Source organism: Mesorhizobium sp. YR577 (assembly GCF_900116595.1).
Lineage (GTDB): Bacteria > Pseudomonadota > Alphaproteobacteria > Rhizobiales > Rhizobiaceae > Mesorhizobium_M.
This window is the reverse complement of sequence record NZ_FPBI01000015.1, coordinates 30,945-49,520: the sequence shown is the minus strand read 5'-3', so window position 1 is coordinate 49,520 and position 18,576 is coordinate 30,945. Positions and strand designations below refer to the sequence as shown.

The window sequence follows — 18,576 nt, the reverse complement described above, 5'->3', positions numbered from 1 at the left end:
ATCGTGATGCCTGCAAAATCCATTGACCATGCTTTCACGGCCAACAAGAACACCGGTCGCTCGGGCGATCCGACCTATGCCGGTGCACTGTCATTCATGCGCCGCCGCTACACCAAGAACGTAAAGGGCGCCGACGCCGTCGTCTGGGGCATTCCGTTCGACGCCGCCGTCACCAACCGCTCCGGCGCGCGCTTTGGCCCACAGGCGATCCGCCGCGCTTCGGCGATCTTCGACTGCGATCCGCAATATCCGTTTCATCTCGACCTGTTCGAGAATCTCGGCGTCGTCGACTATGGCGACTGCCTGCTCGACACCGGCAACCACCAGAAAACGCCGGGAGCGATCGAGCGCGAAGCGACCAAGATTCTGAAATCCGGCGCATTCCTTTTGTCGCTCGGCGGTGACCATTTCGTCACCTGGCCGCTGCTCAAGGCTCATGCGGCCATTCACGGCCCGTTGGCGATGGTGCAGTTCGACGCCCATCAGGACACCTGGGACGATGACGGCAAGCGCATCGATCACGGCTCGTTCGTGGCCCGTGCCGTACGCGAGGGCATCATCGATCCTGACCGCTCGATCCAGATCGGCATCCGCACCCATGCGCCCGACGATTTCGGCATCAAGATCATCTACGGCTATGAAGTCGAAGACATGCGTGCCTCCGACATCGCCTATGCGATCGCCGAGCGCACCGGCGGCAAGAAGACCTACGTCACCTTCGACATCGATTGCCTCGACCCGGCCTACGCGCCCGGCACAGGCACGCCGGTTGCCGGCGGACCATCAACGGCCAAGATATTTTCGGTGCTGCGCCAGATGACGCAGATCGACATTGTCGGTGCTGATGTCGTAGAGGTTGCGCCGGCCTACGACCATGCCGATATTACCGCGATTGCCGGGGCGACGGTGGCGATGCAATATCTCGGCCTGCTGGCCGAGCGAAAGGCTCGCGAAAACGCCTTGAAGGCGGGTTGACCAAATTGAGGAGATGAATCCGGTTTCGGCTTCATCTCCTTGGAATTGCACAGTTTAACGGACGACAGGACATGAAACCGAAAATCTTCATCGACGGCGAACACGGCACGACGGGCCTCCAGATCCGCACGCGCCTTGCCGAACGATCCGATCTCGATGTCCTGTCGATCCCGGAAGCCGAGCGGCGCAACAAGGACATGCGCGCCGATTTCCTGAAGTCGGCCGACCTTGCCATTCTCTGCCTGCCGGATGACGCCTCCCGCGAGGCCGTCGCGATCTTGGAAGGCAAGAACTCGACGCGCATCATCGACACGTCGACCGCGCATCGCGTGCATCCCGACTGGGCCTACGGCTTTGCCGAAATGGACGGCGCGCAGCGCGCGCTGATCGCCAAGGCGCGGCTCGTCGCCAATCCCGGCTGCTATCCGACCGGCGCGATCTCGCTGATCCGCCCGCTGGTGGCTGCCGGCATCCTGCCCGCCGACTACCCCGTCAGCGTCAACGCCGTCTCGGGCTACACCGGCGGCGGCAAGCAGATGATCGCGCAGATGGAAGACCCGGCAAACCCGGAGCACATCGCCTCGCCGCACTTCCTCTACGGCCTGACGCTTGCGCACAAGCACGTTCCTGAAATGAAGCAGCACGGCCTGCTCGACCGCAAGCCGATCTTTGCGCCGTCCGTCGGCCGCTTCGCGCAGGGCATGATCGTTCAGGTGCCGCTGCATCTGGCCGACCTCAACGGCGCGGTGACGCTCGGTGGGATCCATGCGGCGCTTGCAGCGCATTATGCCGGCCAAGACATCGTCGAGGTCGTACCGCTTGCCGAAAGCGCCAAACTGGCGCGCCTCGATCCGACAGCGCTCAACAACACCGACCTGATGAAGCTTTATGTCTTCGGCACCGATGGTCAGGGCCAGGTCAATCTGGTGGCGCTGCTCGACAATCTCGGCAAGGGAGCCTCGGGTGCTGCCGTCCAGAACATGGATTTGATGCTCGGGCTGAAGCACTGAATGAACCAGCCTGCCTTTCCGGGTCGCTGGAAGATCAGCGACCCGGTCCTCATTGCAGAAACATTTTCGAGCCGCATCTGGAAGGTGCGCCAGGAAAATGGCGACCCTGCCGTGGTCAAAGCGCTCAAGCCGTTCGATGACGTCGCCGACGAATTGCGCGGCGCGCATTATCTGTCGTGGCGAGACGGCGCCGGAGCAATCCGGCTGCTAGGCTTCGAGGGGCATGACATGCTGCTCGAGTATGCCGGCGACCGGCTGCTCACCGACGAGTTGAACGAGCATGGCGACCGGCACGCGACCGATATCGCGGTCGAGGTGATGGCTGAACTGTTTTCAGCATCCGACACCCCTCCTCCAGTTGAGCTGCAGCCCCTCACGGAACGTTTCGCCAGCCTGTTCACGAAAGCCAAGGCCGATCGCGACGCTGGAAATGACAGCCCTTATCGGGAAGCAGCGGAGATTGCCGAACGCCTGCTGTCGAACCCGCATGATCTGCGCGTGCTGCACGGCGACCTGCATCACGACAATATCCTGCACGGAAAACGCGGCTGGCTGGTGATCGACCCGAAAGGCCTTCTCGGCGATCCCGGCTTCGACGCGGCGAACTTCTTCTACAACCCGCTCCATCGTCACGATCTCTCGCTGGACCCGGAGCGCATCGCCTATATGGCAGAAGCTTTCGCCCGTGTGCTTGGACAGGACCCGCGCGCGATCCTCGATCATGCCATTGCATGGGGCTGCCTGTCGTCATCCTGGCACGCCGAAGACGAAAACGAAGCCGAAGAGACGAGCGAGCTTGCCGTCGTGGCGGCGGTACGTGCGGTGCGGGCTAGCTTCTAACGGCGATTTCGGTCGGCAAGGGATAAGCACCCTTGGTGCCGCGCCAATGGGCGGTCGCGAAGATCAGCACGATCATGGCAAAGCCTTGATGCAGCAGCGCCCAGTGAATGTGTGCCTGCGCGAGCAGGGTGCCGACGCCAATCGCCGCCTGCCCCAGAATGAGCGCCACCAGCACCCAGGCCCGGCGGGCATGCGTGGTTCCCGGAAGTGCCCGCATCGTCACCAAGGCATGCCAGATGGCCGCGGCGAGGACCGAATAGGCGAACATGCGATGCACGAATTGCACGGTCTTGGGATTTTCAAACAGGTTGCGCCACGCCGGATCGATGATGAACAGGTCCCCCGGAATGACTGCACCGTCCATCAGCGGCCAGGTGTTGTAAGTCAGGCCCGCATGCAGGCCGGCGACAAGACCGCCGAGGTAGATCTGGATCAGCACCAGCAGCACCATGATGCCGGCGAAGCGCTGCACGCCTCGATTTGCCGGCGCTTCCGAATAGGTCGCAACCCCGCGCGCGATATAGGCCGTCGCCATGATGATGATGCAGGCCAGCGTCAGATGCGTCGCCAGCCGGTACTGACTGACGGAAACGCGTTCGGAAAGCCCCGAGGCGACCATCCACCAGCCGATCGCGCCCTGCAGCCCGCCCAGCGCCAGAAGCCCAACGAGGCGCGGCTTCAGCCCGCGCTCGAGGCGGCCCGACAGCCAGAAGAAGGCTAGAGGAATGGCGACAAGGAAGCCGACGCCGCGGGCGAGCAAACGATGCGCCCATTCCCACCAGAAAATCCCCTTGAACTCATCCAGGCTCATGCCCTTGTTGATCTGCTCATATTGCGGGATCTGCTGGTATTTTTCGAATTCTTCCTGCCATTCGGCCTGGTTGAGCGGCGGGATGACGCCGTGGATCGGCTTCCATTCGGTGATGGAGAGCCCGGAGCCGGTCATGCGCGTGGCGCCGCCGACCATCACCAGCGCAAACAGCACGACGAGCACGACATAAAGCCAGCCGCGCACATAGGTGCGGTTGCGCTGTTCGCGGTCGTGCGAGGCAAGCGGTGCAGCGTTGGCGATTGCGGCCATGGCTCTCAATTCCAAACCGTTAGAAACGCGGCGATTGGTGGACCATCGGGACAGCTCTTACAAGGCTATCATGCACGCGACACGCCGTCGCGCTCAAGCAATTCTCGGAAAAGTGTGCAGCGGTTTTTCGCCCGGAATTGCGTAATGGCTTCTCTCGGGTTGCGCAGCGACCTGAGAAGTTTTAGGAGGACGGCGAAGGAAGAACCATGCCCATTCGCCTGAAAAAACTCATCGGAACCGTGCTGCTGATCGTGCTGGTCATCGTCTATGCGCTGGTCGCAACTACGGTGGCGGTGGCGCAGCTGTCGGAATCCGGCCCGCTGGTGCATCTGGCCTTCTTCCTGTTCAGCGGTATTCTCTGGGTGGTGCCGGCGATGGGCATCATCAAGTGGCTGATTATCGAGCCACGGCCGAAGCCCTGACCCTCATACGGTCACGAGCATCTTGCCGGCATTCGCCAGGGGCGTCGTGATACCCGACAGCATCGTGCGGATATAAGAAACGCGCTGGTAGCGGCCGTTGATCGAGATGCGCGGCAGCGCATGCAGGTGTCCGGCGTGGTCGGCCCGCAGCACACCATGGCGCGTCGTCACCGCCGAGGCATAGCCGGCAGCCTTCGCCAGCACCACCTCGCGCTCGCCCACCGCGCTCGGATAACCGTAAGGGTACGCCATATGGCGCGGTTTCTCGCCAAGCTCGGATTCGAGAATGCGCCCGGCATCGATGATCTCGCGCCTTGCCGTCTCCTCGTTCAACCGTTTGAGGCTGTAATGGTGCACTGTGTGCGCGCCGATCGTCACCAGCGGGTGGGCGGCAGCAGCCCTCACCTCTTCCCAGCCCATCAGCGTCTTCCTGCCCGGCCCGGTCGGATCGACGCCGCATGAACGCGACAGTTCGTGCAAGGCGGTGCGCTGGTCCTCCTCGCGAACGTCGATGGTCAGATATTCCTGAAGCCGCGCATTGGCCTCTGCCCGCTTGGCCGGCGACGAGCAGTCGATCATCACGCGGCCCTCGGCCGTATTCAGGAACAGCATGTCGCGGGCGTTGACGATGTCGTCGATCACCTCCCACCACAAATCCACGGTGCCGTCGATCAAGGCCGGCGCGATGTAGATGGTGATCGGCACACCGTGCCTTTCGAGCACGGGCAATGCCTCTGTTAGATTGTCGCGATAACCGTCGTCTGCGGTAATCGTGGCGAACTGGCCGCCCTTGCCGCCGCGCCTCACGCGCTCCAGCGCCTCGTCCATCGTCACGAATTCGGTGCCGCCTGCCTTCATGTCGGTTATCAGTGCGTCGAGAAAGGCCGGCGCGATGTTGAGGTGACGATTGGCGCCGTCGGGCCTTTCAAGGTTGGCGGTAACCCGATGCAGCATCAGGATCGCGCCGATGCCGCCGACGAGCGGACGGGCGAGCGGCGCCAGGCCGGAATATCCGACCGCGTTCAGCACCAGCCTGCGCAACGTATCGCCCCCGTCGATCATTAATTCACCTTTTGGCGTTACAATCCGTTGAAACAGCGCCTTCCTACGGCAAGACAGGCGACCAGCATTAGCCGCGAAGGATTGAGGTATGGTTGACGCCACAGCGTCATTTGGAATCGAACCGGCCGCGCAAGGGCGTGCTTCGGCTCGCCAGGATGCCCGTGCGACGCAGGCGGAGATTTCGACGGCTACGCCCGAAGCACTCTCCTCCTATGCGCGGCTGTGCGCAAACGGCGTCTTCGCGCCCGCCCAGAGCGCGCTCTGGGTCGAAAACTGGGTCAGGCAGATACGCCCCGACAGTCTGATCGCAACGATCACCAGCAATGAGCAGGCGGTCTTCGCCCTGGCGCTGGAAGTCGTCAAGGTCGGGCCATTTCGTGTCGCCCGCTTCATGGGAGGCACGCATGCCAACGGCAATTTTGCACCTGCCCTGCCGAAATGGCTCCAGTCGGCCAGCGAGGCCGACATCATCAGCCTGACGCAGGCTATCGGCAAGGCGCGGCCGGATATCGATGCCCTTATGCTCCAGCGCGTCGCCACAGATCTCGACGGCACTGCCAATCCCCTGCTCGCCCTTCCCCATGCCCCCACCCCGAACATCGCGCTCAGCGTCAATCTTGATGGCGGGTTCGACGCCGTTCTGGAGCGCACGAGCGCCAAGCGAAAGCGCAAGAAGCATCGGGCGCAGACGCGGAAATTCGAGGCAGCCGGCGGCTATCAGCGTCTCATCGCGCAAACCGGCGATGAGACACAGCGCCTGTTCGAAGCATTCCTTGCGATGAAGGTGGAACGCTTCCGCAAGATGGGCATCGCCAATGTTTTCGAAGAGCCCGAACTCCAGGCGTTTTTCCATGCCCTGTTTGCAGAGAGCGTGAAAACCGACCAGCCGATCTTTACGCTGGAGGCGCTCGAAGTCGGAGGCGTGTTGCGCGCGGTCACCGGCACCAGCCAATGCGGCAAGCGCCTCATCTGCGAGTTCGGCGCGATCTCCGACGATGAACTGGCGGCCACCAGCCCCGGCGAGTTCCTGTTCTATGACAATATAAATGCCGCCTGCGCCGACGGTTTCGGCATTTACGATTTCAGCGTCGGCGACGAGCCGTACAAACGGCTCTGGTGCGATATCGAAACGCGCCATGTCGACATCGTCCTGCCGCTCACGGCCAAGGGGCGGATGTTTGCGGCCAGCACGCGAGCCACCGCGCGCCTCAAGGCGTTCGTAAAGAACCGCCCGTTTATCTGGAAGGTCGCGAAGGCGCTGCGCAAGCGGGCCGCAGGCGGAATGGCGACGCCGGCAGAAGAGTGATCCAACGGAAACGAAGGGAATGCGGCGCTTACGCCACGTTCCTGCCGGGCACCGGCGAAGTCGGCAATTCGTAGCCGGCAGGCGTCACCAGGATAAAGCCGTGGTAGCCGCCTTCGCGCAGGTTGTCGGCGGCTGACAGAACCTCGTCGTCCGGCTCCAGCATGCTGATGAAGATTTCCGTACCCTCGCCGACAAGCCGGCGGATGCCATCGGCATCGATCGGGCCGCATTCGACCACGACGATGTCGTAAGCGGTCGTCAGCGATTCCAGGATGATCGGCAGGCGGTCGGCAGCGCGCATGGCACGAACCGGATCGGCAGTACCTACCGGAATGACGTGGCAATCGGAATAATGGTCGGCATGGATGACTTCGGTGAACTGCGCCTGCGCCGACAGCAGATTGGTTATGCCGGGATAGTGCCCGCTGTCGAGCATTGGCCGCGAAGCGGCACCTGATGCGGTAAGATCAAGAAGCAGCACCCGCAATCCGGCATCCGAGACCTCGCGGGCAACCATGACCGAGGTCGCAGCCGCCTCGTCGCCCTCGGGCGACACGAAAATCGCACGCATGGCACCACCGGCAATCAGCTTTTCGGCGGCGCGCTCGATGCCGATCTCTCCGAGCATGCGCTCAGGCCTGGACAATTCGCCGTGATCGTCCTCGATATCCGGCTCCGTTTCGGAAGAAACGATCGGCGCGGCCTGATCATATTCCTTCGCGGTCGGTTCCTCATGCGGCTCCGTTTCGAGGACGGGCATCGCCACCTGCTCGACCGGCTCGAAATGCGCGCCGGGCGCCGGGCGCATTGCACGGCCGGAGAACAATTCCTGCAGAAGCGTCACCACAGCCATGATCAGCAGCGAGGCGACGAAGGCGGCACCCACGATCGGCACGATCTTCGGGAAATATGGCTCTGCGGGAACGACTGCGCGCGAGAAGATGCGGGCATCGGCCGGCAGATAGTTGCGGTCCTTGCGCGATGCCGCCTCGCGATAGCGGGTCATGTAGGATTCGAGCAGTTGCCGCTGCGAAGTCGCCTCCCGCTCCAATGCGCGCAGTTCGACCTCCTGCTCACCGGAGCGTGCGGAAGCCGCCTTCAATGTATTGAGATCGGCCACGATCTGGCTCTCGCGCATTTGCGCGGTCTGCGCCTCCGTCACGATGCTTTTCAGCACATTCTGGGCTTCGATGCGGATTTGACGGTCGAGGTCTGCAAGCTGCGAATTAAGCGCGCGAACGCGCGGGTGATTCCCCAGCAGCGTCGTCGACAGGTCGGCGATATCGGCCTTGAGCTGCACCTGGCGCTCGCGCAGCCGCTGTATGAGCGGCGAGGACAGGACGCCCGGCAACGCATCGACCGAACCGCCGCCTTGCAGCACCTTGCGCATGCTTTCGGCGTTTGCCTCGGAGGCCGCACGGCTGGCACGCACCCGCGACAATTCGGAAGACAGTTCGGAAAGCTGCTGCGTCGACAGGACCGCGTTGTTCTGTCCGATCAGCAGATCCGACTTGCCGCGATAGTCGGCAACACGCGACTCGGCTTCCTTGACGCGCTTGCTGAGGTCGGCGATCTCGGGCGCCAGCCAGTCGGTCGCGTCGGAATTCGACAGGAGCTTGGCATCCCGGCTCACCGACAGATAGGCGTCGGCAACGGCGTTCGGCACCTCGGCTGCAAGCCTTGGGTCTTCAGACGAGAACTCGATGACGATAACGCGTGACTTTTCAACGCGATAAACCTTCAGCTTCTCGCGGAATGCCTTCAGCACGCGCTCGTCGGCAGGAATTTCATGCGGATCGCTTTTCAGTCCCGCAATCACCAGCAACCGCGTCGCGAGCGACATATTGGCGGCGGGATCGAACTCCGGCAGCTTCGAAAGGCCGAGCTTCTGCGATACCTGCTTGAGGATGTCGGTCGACGAGATCACCTCGACCTGACTGGTTACCCCTTCCTCGTCGAGAATCGGGCGATCAGCCTCCGCATTGCCCGTATCCGGCCGGGTAAACACGGATTCGCGGGTTTCGATCAGGATGCGGGTTTCGGCCTTGTAGTGCGGCGTCGCCATCCAGGCGAGGACGAAAGCAATTCCGGTAACGACGAGCGCGACCAGCAGGATGCGCAGCCAGTTCCTCGCCAGCGAGGCGAAGAGCTTTCCAAGGTCGACATCGATATCGTTGGCAGTTGATTGAGCGCCTGACATGCATCCTGCTCCAGTATCGGATGCTTCTTATGGTAAACATCTATGGTAACCCATCGGTTAAGATGCTGGAAAGAATCTGTTTTCCTTGATTGATAGAGCGTTAATGAGCCGACCCTAATGCAACTATACGTAGTCGGATCGACCCAAAAGAGCAGCGGGCTTTACCGGGCATTAACCCTAACAGGATGATAACAGCGACATCGAAGTCGCTGAACTTGAGTCCAGCGCGCAGCCAAAGGTGTCCGTCCGGCCATGAAAAGCTTTCGCCCCGCCTTTCACGCACTGCTCGTCGCGGCGTTGCTTGCCGGCTGCTCCAGCTATCGCCCGGCACCGGCAGCCTTCCATGAAGCGCTTGACCAACCCTACCGGCTCGGCGCTGGCGACCGCATTCGTGTGACGGTGTTCGAACAGGAAGGCCTTACCAACACCTACAGCGTGGATCAGTCCGGCTACATCGCCTTCCCGCTGGTGGGTGCGGTGCCGGCGCGCGGCAACACCGCCCAGCAGGTCGAGGCGGCGCTTGCCGCCAAGCTGCGGCAGGGTTTTCTGCGCGATCCCGATGTTTCGGTCGAGATCGATCGCTACCGTCCGATCTTCGTCATGGGCGAAGTGGGCGCTGCCGGCCAGTACTCCTACGTTCCGGGCCTGACGGTGCAAAAGGCGATCGCCATTGCCGGCGGCTTCTCGGCGCGCGCCAACCAGGCGAATGTCGATATCACCCGCGATATCAACGGCAAGGTGATGACCGGAAGGGTCGTCACATCCGATCCTCTATTGCCCGGCGACACAATCTACGTTCGCGAACGTCTTTTTTAATCCATCGTCCGTAAGATTGGTTTCGACTTACGGAAGAGACCATGAATCAGCATGCAAATGGCAGCGAGAGGAGCGCGGGTGAACGGCTTCGTATCGTTCACTGTTTCCGCTCGCCGGTCGGCGGCATCTTCCGTCATGTCCGCGATCTCGCCGAGGCTCAGGTAGCGGCCGGGCACCAGGTTGGCATCGTCTGCGATTCGACCACCGGCGGCGACTATGAGGAACGCCTGTTTTCCGGCATGAAGGACATGCTGGCGCTCGGCATATGGCGCACGCCGATGCAGCGCCATATCGGCCCCGGCGATATGACCGCCGCCTGGCGCACATACAGAATCATCAAGGAATTGCAGCCGGACGTCCTGCACGGACATGGCGCCAAGGGTGGCGTCTATGCCCGAATGTTCGGCTCGCTGTTGCGGGTTTCAAGGTCTCGCGTCGCCCGCCTCTATTCGCCGCATGGCGGCAGCCTGCACTACGACGAAACGACCACGACGGGAAAAATGTTCTTCGGGCTCGAACGCCTGATGGAGCGTTTCACCGATCACCTGCTGTTCGTTTCGGATTATGAGCAGCGAACCTTCCGCCGCAAGATCGGCACGCCGCGCCCGCCGCACGGGCTTGTCTATAACGGTCTTCGCGCCGCCGAATTCGAACCGGTGCCGGCTGCAGCAGACGCCGCCGACTTCCTCTATATCGGCATGATGCGCGATCTGAAGGGCCCAGATCTCTTCATCGACGCGCTCGCCGCCACCGAGGCAAAACTCGGACGCAAGGTCACCGCCGTGATGGTCGGCGACGGCGAGGATTTGCCGCGTTACCATGCGCAGGTGAAGCGCCTCGATCTGGCCGACCGGGTGCGCTTCCTGCCGCCCATGCCGGCGCGAAAAGCCTTTTCACTGGCGCGGTTTATCGTCGTTCCCTCGCGTGCCGAGGCGATGCCCTACATCGTGCTCGAAGCGCTCGGTGCCGGCATGCCGATGATCGCGACTGCCGTTGGCGGAATCCCCGAAATCTTCGGCATCGGCTCGCCGGCGCTCGTCTATCCCTTGACCAGCCAACTGACCGATAAGATGAGTGAAGCGCTTCTCGATCCCGACGCTTACCGCACCCTCATGCCGACACCGGTCGAGCTGAAAGCCAGGTTCGGCGCCGACGTCATGGCCGCGCAGATCGAAAAAACCTATTTCGCAGCCCTCGGCCGGAAGATTTCCGAGCCGAAAGATGGTCTGAAGCGACCGATAGTCTCAAGGGTTTCTTAGCCCCTGACTGTTAGATATGATCCGTAATCTGCGGGTCTTGACCATGAACGAGATTGAACCTCCACACCGCTTTTCGATCAATGCGGTCCGGAAAGTTGACGCTGGCTCTTCAGGCCAGCCCGTCAAGCTCAACAAGGTCGCGCTGCAGGTCGCCTCGCAATATCGCCGTGATACGATGTCGCCGATCATGGTCAGCGGCGTCATGCGCCTCGTTGAATTCATGCTTCTGTTCCTGCCGGGCTTCGCGCTCTTCGCGTTCCATGTCGGGCTGACCACGCATCTGTTCTGGCACTATCCGGTCATTATCGGCGCGGCTTCCCTGCTGATGGTGATCCTCCTCGAGTTCAACGATCTGTACCAGATCTCCGCGCTGATGCGTCCGCTCTCCAGTTTCGGGCGCATCCTGCTGATGTGGTCGGCCACCTTCGCGCTGTTGGCGCTTGCCGGCTTCTTTCTCAAGATTTCGGAAGGGTTCTCGCGACTCCTGTTCGGCTCCTGGTTCGTCATCGGCTTCGCGCTGATCTTCGGCCTGCGGCTGATCCTATCCCGCGTGATCCGGCAATGGGCGCGCAACGGCCGGATGGAACGCCGCGCTGTCATCGTCGGCGGTGGCAAATCCGCAGAATCCCTCATTCGCTCGGTCGAGCAGCAGCCCTACAACGACATCCGCATCTGCGGCATTTTCGATGATCGCGACGACAAGCGCTCGCCGCCCATCGTCGCCGGCTATCCCAAGCTCGGCAATGTCAGCGAGCTGATCGAATTCGCGCGCATCGCCCGCATCGACATGCTGATCGTGTCGCTGCCGATCACCGCCGAAGCGCGCGTGTTGCAGCTTTTGAAGAAGCTCTGGGTGCTGCCGGTGGATATCCGGCTGTCGGCGCATTCCAACCAGCTGCAGTTCCGGCCGCGATCCTATTCGTTCATCGGCTCGGTGCCGATGCTCGACATATTCGACAAGCCCATCAACGATTGGGATTCGGTCGCCAAGCGCGCCTTCGACATCATCTTCAGCCTGTTCGGCATCATAGTCTTCTCGCCGGTGATGCTGGCAACCGCAATCGCCATCAAGCTCGACAGCAAGGGGCCGGTGCTGTTCAAGCAGAAGCGGCACGGCTTCAACAACGAGATCGTCGAAGTCTACAAGTTCCGCTCGATGTACACGGACATGTCGGACCCCTCCGCAAAGAAGAGCGTCACCAAGAACGACCCACGTGTCACCCGCGTCGGGCGCATCATCCGCAAGACCTCGATCGACGAGTTGCCGCAATTCTTCAATTCGCTGTTCGGCAGCCTGTCGCTGATCGGCCCTCGCCCGCATGCCATCGCCGCCCAATCGCACAACCTTCTCTACAACGAAGTCGTCGACGGTTATTTCGCCCGCCATCGTGTGAAGCCCGGCGTCACTGGCTGGGCGCAGATCAACGGCTGGCGCGGCGAGATGGATACCGACGAGAAGATCAGGATGCGCACCGAATATGACCTGTTCTATATAGAGAACTGGTCGCTCTGGCTGGACCTGAAAATCCTTTGCCTGACGCCCGTGCGGCTGCTCAACACGGAAAACGCCTATTGAGCGCGATCACCCATGAACTGCCGCGAGCCGCGGTCAACGCCAAGCTGATCGCGCTGATCTCGTCGGGCGCGGTCGGCCTTGGCGTGCTTCTGTCGGGCTTCGTCATCAACGAACCGGCCCCGTACGAACTCTATATGGCCGGACTGATCGCCATATGGGCGTTGTTCGGCCTCAGGCTGTCGCGCTCCGTCGTGCCGCTTCTGGTGTTGCTGGTCACCTTCAATATCGGCGGCATGATCTCGATGAGCCAGATGTCGGACCTGATGAACACGCCGCTCTATCTGGCCGTGTCGCTGTTCCTCGCGTTTACGGCCGTGTTCTTCGCTGCCGTCACGGAGATGCAGCCCGGTCTCTACCGGGTCATCTTCCTGGCCTATGTCATTGCGGCGGTGTCGACTTCGCTGCTTGGCATACTGGGTTATTTCCACGCCTTCCCCGGTGCGGACATGTTCACCAAATATGAGCGCGCCGCCGGCGCTTTCCAGGACCCGAACGTCTTCGGGCCTTTTCTTGCTTTGCCCGGCATCTACCTGCTTCACCGCCTGCTGACCGGCAGCCCTGCGAAAATGTTCATTTACGCAGCGCCGCTGCTCATCATCGTCGGCGGCATCTTCTTCTCGTTTTCGCGCGGCGCCTGGGGGCTTTTCGGCGCGTCCGCGATCCTGCTCACCGGCGCACTGTTCCTGCAAAGCTCGAGCGGCCGCTTCCGCCTGCGCATCGTCGTCATGAGCGTTGCAGCATTCCTGTTTCTGGCGCTGGCCCTGCTGATCGCGCTGCAGATACCGAGTGTTGCCGAACTGTTCACCGCGCGCGCCCAACTCGCGCAGGATTACGACAGCGCCCGCCTCGGCCGCTTTGCCCGCTATGGCATCGGCTTCATGCTGGCGCTGGAAAAGCCCTTCGGCATCGGCCCGCTGGTCTTCGGCCAGATCTACGGCGAGGACACGCACGACATCTGGCTGAAAGCGCTGATGGATTACGGCTGGCTCGGCTTCGTCTCCTGGCTGACCATGATTTGCTGGACGCTCGCCGGCGGCTTCCGCATCCTGTTCCGTGACCGGCCATGGCAGCCTTACGTCCTATGCGCCTATGTCGTGCTGATCGGCCATATCGCACTCGGCACCTTCATCGATACCGATCACTGGCGGCATTTCTATCTCCTGCTCGGCCTGATCTGGGGCGGGATAGGGCTGGAATACCGGCACCAGCACGCCATTCGCGCAGATGCACAACGAACTCGGTCACAGCCGCGAATTTCGGTTGACCGACAAAGGCATATGCAGATAGACAGCAACCGGTCCGGAGTGTAGCGCAGCCCGGTAGCGCACTTGACTGGGGGAAGAAGAACCTCAGCCAGCTTTTCCAATTTTTTTCAATGCCTTATCAGCCTTCTTTCTCTCCTTTGCGGGGCTTTTTGTGGGAGCGATTGCATTGAGCGCGTCGCGCACGTCTTCCTTCAGCGCGTGAGCATATTTTGTCGTTGTCTTGATATCCTCGTGCCCGAGAAGCTCTTGAACAACGCGCAGATTACTCTTGCGAAGAACACGGGTTGCGGCGGTATGCCGTGTGTCATGAAACCGGAAGTTTTTGACGCCAGCGTTAGGCACAGCCCGGCGCATCATCGTCTTAAGGCCGCTCTCAGTCATTGGGTATCGCTCGCCACGCACAATCAGCTGGGTGCCGATTCGCACAGTCCGTTTCGCCTGGTAGGTGAAAACGTGTTCGGGATGATTGTTCTGCTGCCGCCAAAGCAAATCGAAAATGGCCTGTGACATTGGGATGACACGTGACTTATCGCCCTTGCCAATCACCGTGAATTGCCGACCAAAAAAGTCCACCCGTGACCAGACCAGTCCGATGATTTCCATTCGTCTGCATCCTGACCAGAACGCGAACTGGATCGCATCGTCATAGCCACGCTCCAGCTGCTCCATGATAGCCGCTTCTTCGCCTGGGCTGGCCTCACGAACTCTTTCCCTCGGCTCGGACAGAAGGTGGTCTCTCCATTTGATTTTAGAGATGGGAACACCCCAGAGTTCGCGAGCGCGTATCAAAATCTCACGCAACGGCTGGGTGGTAGATCTGTTGACCGTCACGGAACTGACGCGGACCGGTTTCTTGCGCCCCTGGATGAACTCACTACGACGCTTTGCCACCATCATTGCTATTTTGCTGTCATCGATATCGCGAAGCCGGGTTTGTTTTCCGAAGTGACTGACAAGCCATGCCATCGACCATTCGGTCGTTTTCCAGTTCTTATGGTGTTGGCCGACCTCTTGCCAATATCGGCTGGTAGCGATCTCAATCGTCATGCTTGGATCGGAGAATGCCTTCTCGACTGCGAGGGAGGCTTTTGCCTCCTCTCGCCTGATCTTCTCTATTTGCGCCGCTTCGCGCCGGGTCTTTCTTTCCGTCGAGCCTGAAAATCGACGACCCTGAAGATGGAAGTCGTAGGAGTACGTCCCGTCCTTGGTTTCTTTTCGGATGAAGACGGACATGCCGTTTTCCTCTTCTTCTCTCGCCACGCCATCAGATCGGCAATGTCGTAGCGGGGTGTTTCACGCTTCTTGCCACGTCCAATATTGATGTAGGCGATCTCTCCAGCCGTGCGCATAGCGCGCAATGTGTCCTCGCCAACGCCTAGGAACTGAGCCGCTTTCTCCGGTGTCAGTAGAGGCGCGGCGATATCATTGATACCCACGGCGCACCTGCTCATTCCGTGCCATTTGCTCGCCGATCAGCCGCGCCTTTTGTTTTTGTCTCCCAGTGATCAGGCCATCGTGTTTGCCGTGCTGCTCGTGGTCGGCCTGCGTCTTGTTTTCTGCCATTGCGATGCTCGCTTCCATTCGTCGAAGCGAACATGAAGCCGGGCGAACTCGCGCGCCGGAAGGGCCAAAATGCAATCGTCGTACCGTGGCGGAGAAAGACTTGGCTACGGCGATTTGTCGTATGCGGCGGGAGCATTGGAGGTCCGCTTCCATGACCCCGTAGAGAGTTACTCGTTCCGGTCCGGACCTGTCTCCAGCGAGTGCTGCGCCGCAAAAAGCCGGCCAAGACCACTAGCCCAGACGGCGGGGCCTTGGCCGGCTCTGCCGATTCCACGAAACCGGCATTCTTAAAATCTTTCCAGGAAGCACAAGCTGTTGCCCGCAAAAGCCGGTCAAGGCTGCTCCCACAACAAGCGGGGCCTTGACCGGCTGCCCCGCCCGGACTTCCTTACACGGAAACGTCGGGCGGAACCTTTTGGCAGGAACGCCGTCTGCCGACGCAGGCACGGAGTAGGCTCCAGCCGGGAAAGAGGTGTCTCCAACGCGAAGTGCGGGCACGCCGAACCTCCTGCTGCCCCTTCATGCCCCCGGAAACAACAATCCCGGCGCCATCTGCCGCCCGAGCCGCACCAGATCGTCGCGGGCCGAGCGGATTTGCGGCCAGGGATGCTTTGAATAATCTTCCCAGGCCTCGTCTCGACGTATCACCGCATCGAGCTTGCCCGCCACGCCCGCAAGCGAGGTGGCGGACGTAGCCGCCAACGCTTTGAGCAAATTCTCCTCCTGTTCCTCAGCCTCCCGCTCGGCCTTGAGCGCAACCGAATAGCCAATCTCCCTGTCGGCGGCATCCCAGCGCGCCTGCCGTTCTGCCAAATCTGCTTCCGCTCGGGCGCGAATGGCTGCCATATCGGTCCGGTCGCCGATAACCCGGTCGAGTGCTGCCTTCGAGCAGATCGTCACGCCCTCGCCATCGGGAAGATTGATGACCGTGCACAGACAATCCACACGCTCGGCAAGTTCCACTTCCAGTTCCTGCTGCCTGAGGTGAAGCCGCTCCGCTAACTCGTGCGCCGCCTGCCACTCTTGCCAGAGCACCAGCGCCGGGTCGGGCGTTGGAATGGGTGCGCCGTCCGGGATCGCAAGGATTCGAGCCCGCGCGTTCCCGCCAAGCGTCCAGCCGGTTGCAGCAACAACCGCGCCACCAAGCGCCATCCGGCGGGTGACGCAGGCAAAACTCATGCTATGGTCGGAATCAGCCATGATCCGAGCTCCTCTAAAGCTTTGGTTATGGTCAGGCTAGGTGCGGTGCGCTAACACCGCATCTGGCCGTTCTCGACGTTGGGCCGAGTGACGCATTTGATACGAAAAGATCATAAAGAAATGATCCAAAGAGATCAAGACGATTTAATCACAGCCAGTCAAATGAGAGCTGCTCGCGCGCTCCTCGGGTTTTCGCAAGAAGAGTTGGCCAGTCGATCGGGTGTTTCGATTCCGACCTTAAAAAGATGTGAAAGCGATGGCGAAAACGTGCCGATCGTGTCGTCGCGTACGCGAGCGAAGATATGCGCGGCGCTGCAAACTGCCGGGATCGAGTTCATTCCGGAGAACGGTGGCGGGCTAGGTGTGCGCCTCTCACGCTCTTCGACACGCAAGTAGCGTACGTCAAAGGAGAAAAGTGCAGCGATCCGCGCAGGCAAAAACTATCGACACAAAAATCCCTAGGGACCTTACGAGTACAGCGGAAGCCGCGACCTCTTCGTCGAGTTCCTGGTTCAGACTGCACCGTTCGATAAGCTCTTTTCAAAGATTGATGCCGAGGACTTTTACAGCAATGTGCGCTGTGCACTATTGCACGAAGCTAGGACGAAGGACCGCTTGATTATCTGGAGTTCGGGCGGGGTTGCTGTCGATTGCAAGAAAAAGATCGTTTACCGCGACAGCTTCCAGACGCTGATCGAGCAATACATTGCCGACTATGGCCTAGCCTTAACGACCAGTGTCCCTCTCCAAGAGGCCTTTATTCGGAAGTTTCATAACCTAGCAGCTTGATTGGCGCGCCTTCCGCTTCACGCCTTTTGATCTATGTTCTTCTCTACCGAGACCAGTCCAGTTTATTGAAGTCCGCATATAGGCCAGCTGCGTATGGCTTATCGACAGCATGCGCAAAAGCTACTAGTCCAGCCAGATGGCGTCTCAAACCTGTCACTGACCGGAAACCTCTAGCGGCGCAATGAGCCGTAGCTCCCACTTTCGGGTGACCCAGCGCGAACAGATGTGTCTCCACGTTGTTCCGAAACTTCTTAGTGAGCCGGGGTTGATCCTGATCAACCAAAAGACCAAGCAACACCTTTCGGTGTCCAGGTGGAGTGATACTGGTCTTCGCTGGGTTCTCTCGTAAGCCGAAATCGCGCACTTCGCGTTCGACCTGCTTTACCAAGGCAATCGCGGCGCCGCGTCCGGTAATGTCCTTCGTTGAGAAGGCTAGATCGTCGGCGTAACGAGAGTAGACCCAGCCATATTTCAAACCGAGGGCTTCGAGTCTTCGGTCTAAGGCTCGGACAACAAGATTAGCCAGCATAGGGCTGGTCGGCGCTCCTTGGGGGAGGAAACCAGGCTGTCGAAACTTGTAACCCGTCGACAGCGTGGCAGCATCTTGAGGCTCGGCAGAGTAAGAGCCTCGCAATCGAGTGCACAGTCGTCCCATTTCAAAGGAAAGAAGTGCGCCGTACCCCATCGAGCGAAAGACAAGGTAGACTCGGCGCTCATCAATCGACTCGAAAAAATCTTGCAAATCCATTTTTATGAGCCAGCGACAGCCTGCATGACGTTCGGCTGCCTGGACCAAGCTGCGGCACGGTGCAAATGCGTAGCTACGGGGGTGAGGCTTTTCCGCATTAAGGACGTTCTGAGCTATCCAACGCTGTACGCGCATCAGGCTGGGCTCTGGAACACAGATCGTGCGGTGCTTTCGCGGCGCGTTGCCCACATGGTTCTTTTTGACCTGGAAAACGCGGTACGGATCGTCAGATCGTTCGACATAATTCCGCAGCACAGGCAAGCCCACGTCCGAAAGATGCGCGAGGTGCCCTAACGACAGGATTACCGGCAAATTGACATTGGTCTTTTTAATGCTGTCAGCAGCGGCCAGCGCATTGGCGATTGTTGCGTCTGATCGCCCAGCGTTCTTGGCGCCTTCAGCAAAGGTTTGAGAGTCCCAAGGGTGCATCATCTACCTTACACCCCGGTGGGGTGTCCTGCCCG

General features: G+C 60.5%; 17 protein-coding genes. 10 read left to right on the top strand and 7 right to left on the bottom strand.

The features are described from left to right. Positions 1-6: 6 nt before the first annotated feature. The 3 genes from speB (at position 7) to BM413_RS21170 (ending at position 2,825) form a co-directional block, all read left to right on the top strand. Positions 7-975, top strand: a complete 969-nt coding sequence (speB, locus tag BM413_RS21180; RefSeq protein ID WP_091916666.1) for an agmatinase — start codon at positions 7-9, stop codon at positions 973-975. Positions 976-1,046: 71 nt separating this feature from the next. Then, positions 1,047-1,985 (top strand): N-acetyl-gamma-glutamyl-phosphate reductase, encoded by a 939-nt coding sequence (argC, locus tag BM413_RS21175; RefSeq protein WP_091916665.1) that lies wholly within the window; start codon positions 1,047-1,049, stop codon positions 1,983-1,985. After that, positions 1,986-2,825 carry an aminoglycoside phosphotransferase family protein gene (locus BM413_RS21170; protein WP_091916664.1) on the top strand — a complete coding sequence of 280 codons (840 nt, stop codon included), beginning with the start codon at positions 1,986-1,988 and terminating at the stop codon, positions 2,823-2,825. It abuts the gene before it with no gap. Here the strand turns inward: BM413_RS21170 and BM413_RS21165 are convergent. Next, positions 2,815-3,906 (bottom strand): COX15/CtaA family protein, encoded by a 1,092-nt coding sequence (locus BM413_RS21165; RefSeq protein WP_091916663.1) that lies wholly within the window; start codon positions 3,904-3,906, stop codon positions 2,815-2,817. The genes BM413_RS21170 and BM413_RS21165 overlap by 11 nt on opposite strands. Before the next feature lie 206 nt (positions 3,907-4,112). Here BM413_RS21165 and BM413_RS21160 point away from each other — a divergent pair, with 206 nt between their 5' ends. Beyond that, the gene (locus BM413_RS21160) at positions 4,113-4,328 is read left to right on the top strand and encodes a DUF2842 domain-containing protein (RefSeq protein WP_091916662.1); all 216 of its coding nucleotides are present in this window, start codon (positions 4,113-4,115) and stop codon (positions 4,326-4,328) included. A 3-nt stretch (positions 4,329-4,331) separates the two neighbouring features. On the opposite strand, the gene BM413_RS21155 is transcribed toward BM413_RS21160, so the two are convergent. Beyond that, the gene (locus tag BM413_RS21155; protein ID WP_091916661.1) at positions 4,332-5,390 is read right to left on the bottom strand and encodes a polysaccharide deacetylase family protein; all 1,059 of its coding nucleotides are present in this window, start codon (positions 5,388-5,390) and stop codon (positions 4,332-4,334) included. An 88-nt stretch (positions 5,391-5,478) separates the two neighbouring features. Here BM413_RS21155 and BM413_RS21150 point away from each other — a divergent pair, with 88 nt between their 5' ends. Next, positions 5,479-6,696: a GNAT family N-acetyltransferase gene (locus BM413_RS21150; protein WP_091916660.1), complete on the top strand. Its 1,218-nt coding sequence runs from the start codon at positions 5,479-5,481 to the stop codon at positions 6,694-6,696. Between the two features lie 28 nt (positions 6,697-6,724). Here BM413_RS21150 and BM413_RS21145 read toward each other — a convergent pair whose 3' ends face one another. Beyond that, positions 6,725-8,896, bottom strand: a complete 2,172-nt coding sequence (locus BM413_RS21145) for a GumC family protein (protein ID WP_091916659.1) — start codon at positions 8,894-8,896, stop codon at positions 6,725-6,727. A 252-nt stretch (positions 8,897-9,148) separates the two neighbouring features. Between BM413_RS21145 and BM413_RS21140 the strand changes: the two genes are divergently transcribed. From BM413_RS21140 to BM413_RS21125, 4 genes are read left to right on the top strand one after another with little or no spacing between them, the layout of a single operon-like run. Next, positions 9,149-9,712 carry a polysaccharide biosynthesis/export family protein gene (locus tag BM413_RS21140; RefSeq protein ID WP_091916658.1) on the top strand — a complete coding sequence of 188 codons (564 nt, stop codon included), beginning with the start codon at positions 9,149-9,151 and terminating at the stop codon, positions 9,710-9,712. A gap of 41 nt (positions 9,713-9,753) precedes the next feature. Beyond that, positions 9,754-10,971: a glycosyltransferase family 4 protein gene (locus BM413_RS21135; RefSeq protein WP_091916657.1), complete on the top strand. Its 1,218-nt coding sequence runs from the start codon at positions 9,754-9,756 to the stop codon at positions 10,969-10,971. Positions 10,972-11,014: 43 nt separating this feature from the next. Continuing rightward, positions 11,015-12,547, top strand: coding sequence for an undecaprenyl-phosphate glucose phosphotransferase (locus BM413_RS21130; RefSeq protein ID WP_091916847.1), 1,533 nt, complete (start codon positions 11,015-11,017; stop codon positions 12,545-12,547). Next, on the top strand, positions 12,544-13,857 hold the full coding sequence (locus BM413_RS21125; protein ID WP_244537950.1) for an O-antigen ligase family protein: 1,314 nt from the start codon (positions 12,544-12,546) through the stop codon (positions 13,855-13,857). The genes BM413_RS21130 and BM413_RS21125 overlap by 4 nt, the downstream gene beginning before the upstream one ends. A 39-nt stretch (positions 13,858-13,896) precedes the next feature. Here BM413_RS21125 and BM413_RS21120 read toward each other — a convergent pair whose 3' ends face one another. From BM413_RS21120 to BM413_RS21110, 3 genes are all read right to left on the bottom strand, one after another. Next, positions 13,897-15,045, bottom strand: a complete 1,149-nt coding sequence (locus BM413_RS21120; RefSeq protein ID WP_091916656.1) for a tyrosine-type recombinase/integrase — start codon at positions 15,043-15,045, stop codon at positions 13,897-13,899. A gap of 189 nt (positions 15,046-15,234) precedes the next feature. Continuing rightward, positions 15,235-15,375, bottom strand: a complete 141-nt coding sequence (locus BM413_RS33195) for a hypothetical protein (protein ID WP_175544387.1) — start codon at positions 15,373-15,375, stop codon at positions 15,235-15,237. 519 nt (positions 15,376-15,894) lie between these two features. Further along, entirely contained in the window at positions 15,895-16,575 is a 681-nt protein-coding gene (locus tag BM413_RS21110) for a hypothetical protein (RefSeq protein ID WP_091916654.1), read from the bottom strand. Positions 16,576-16,695: 120 nt separating this feature from the next. On the opposite strand from BM413_RS21110, the gene BM413_RS21105 reads away from it, so the two are divergent. After that, positions 16,696-16,971 (top strand): helix-turn-helix domain-containing protein, encoded by a 276-nt coding sequence (locus BM413_RS21105; RefSeq protein ID WP_091916652.1) that lies wholly within the window; start codon positions 16,696-16,698, stop codon positions 16,969-16,971. 436 nt (positions 16,972-17,407) lie between these two features. Here BM413_RS21105 and BM413_RS21095 read toward each other — a convergent pair whose 3' ends face one another. Next, positions 17,408-18,544 (bottom strand): reverse transcriptase family protein, encoded by a 1,137-nt coding sequence (locus tag BM413_RS21095; RefSeq protein WP_091916648.1) that lies wholly within the window; start codon positions 18,542-18,544, stop codon positions 17,408-17,410. Positions 18,545-18,576 lie beyond the last annotated feature (32 nt).

What these genes read in the sequence shown, in the direction of transcription:
- BM413_RS21135 (WP_091916657.1), top strand. Translation starts at nt 9,754, where the DNA reads ATGAATCAGCATGCAAATGGCAGCGAGAGGAGCGCGGGTGAACGGCTT.
- BM413_RS21150 (WP_091916660.1), top strand. Translation starts at nt 5,479, where the DNA reads ATGGTTGACGCCACAGCGTCATTTGGAATCGAACCGGCCGCGCAAGGG.
- BM413_RS33195 (WP_175544387.1), bottom strand. Translation starts at nt 15,375, where the DNA reads ATGGCAGAAAACAAGACGCAGGCCGACCACGAGCAGCACGGCAAACAC.
- speB (WP_091916666.1), top strand. Translation starts at nt 7, where the DNA reads ATGCCTGCAAAATCCATTGACCATGCTTTCACGGCCAACAAGAACACC.
- BM413_RS21105 (WP_091916652.1), top strand. Translation starts at nt 16,696, where the DNA reads ATGATCCAAAGAGATCAAGACGATTTAATCACAGCCAGTCAAATGAGA.
- argC (WP_091916665.1), top strand. Translation starts at nt 1,047, where the DNA reads ATGAAACCGAAAATCTTCATCGACGGCGAACACGGCACGACGGGCCTC.
- BM413_RS21170 (WP_091916664.1), top strand. Translation starts at nt 1,986, where the DNA reads ATGAACCAGCCTGCCTTTCCGGGTCGCTGGAAGATCAGCGACCCGGTC.
- BM413_RS21095 (WP_091916648.1), bottom strand. Translation starts at nt 18,544, where the DNA reads ATGATGCACCCTTGGGACTCTCAAACCTTTGCTGAAGGCGCCAAGAAC.
- BM413_RS21165 (WP_091916663.1), bottom strand. Translation starts at nt 3,906, where the DNA reads ATGGCCGCAATCGCCAACGCTGCACCGCTTGCCTCGCACGACCGCGAA.
- BM413_RS21110 (WP_091916654.1), bottom strand. Translation starts at nt 16,575, where the DNA reads ATGGCTGATTCCGACCATAGCATGAGTTTTGCCTGCGTCACCCGCCGG.
- BM413_RS21130 (WP_091916847.1), top strand. Translation starts at nt 11,015, where the DNA reads ATGAACGAGATTGAACCTCCACACCGCTTTTCGATCAATGCGGTCCGG.
- BM413_RS21155 (WP_091916661.1), bottom strand. Translation starts at nt 5,390, where the DNA reads ATGATCGACGGGGGCGATACGTTGCGCAGGCTGGTGCTGAACGCGGTC.
- BM413_RS21145 (WP_091916659.1), bottom strand. Translation starts at nt 8,896, where the DNA reads ATGTCAGGCGCTCAATCAACTGCCAACGATATCGATGTCGACCTTGGA.
- BM413_RS21160 (WP_091916662.1), top strand. Translation starts at nt 4,113, where the DNA reads ATGCCCATTCGCCTGAAAAAACTCATCGGAACCGTGCTGCTGATCGTG.
- BM413_RS21140 (WP_091916658.1), top strand. Translation starts at nt 9,149, where the DNA reads ATGAAAAGCTTTCGCCCCGCCTTTCACGCACTGCTCGTCGCGGCGTTG.
- BM413_RS21120 (WP_091916656.1), bottom strand. Translation starts at nt 15,045, where the DNA reads ATGTCCGTCTTCATCCGAAAAGAAACCAAGGACGGGACGTACTCCTAC.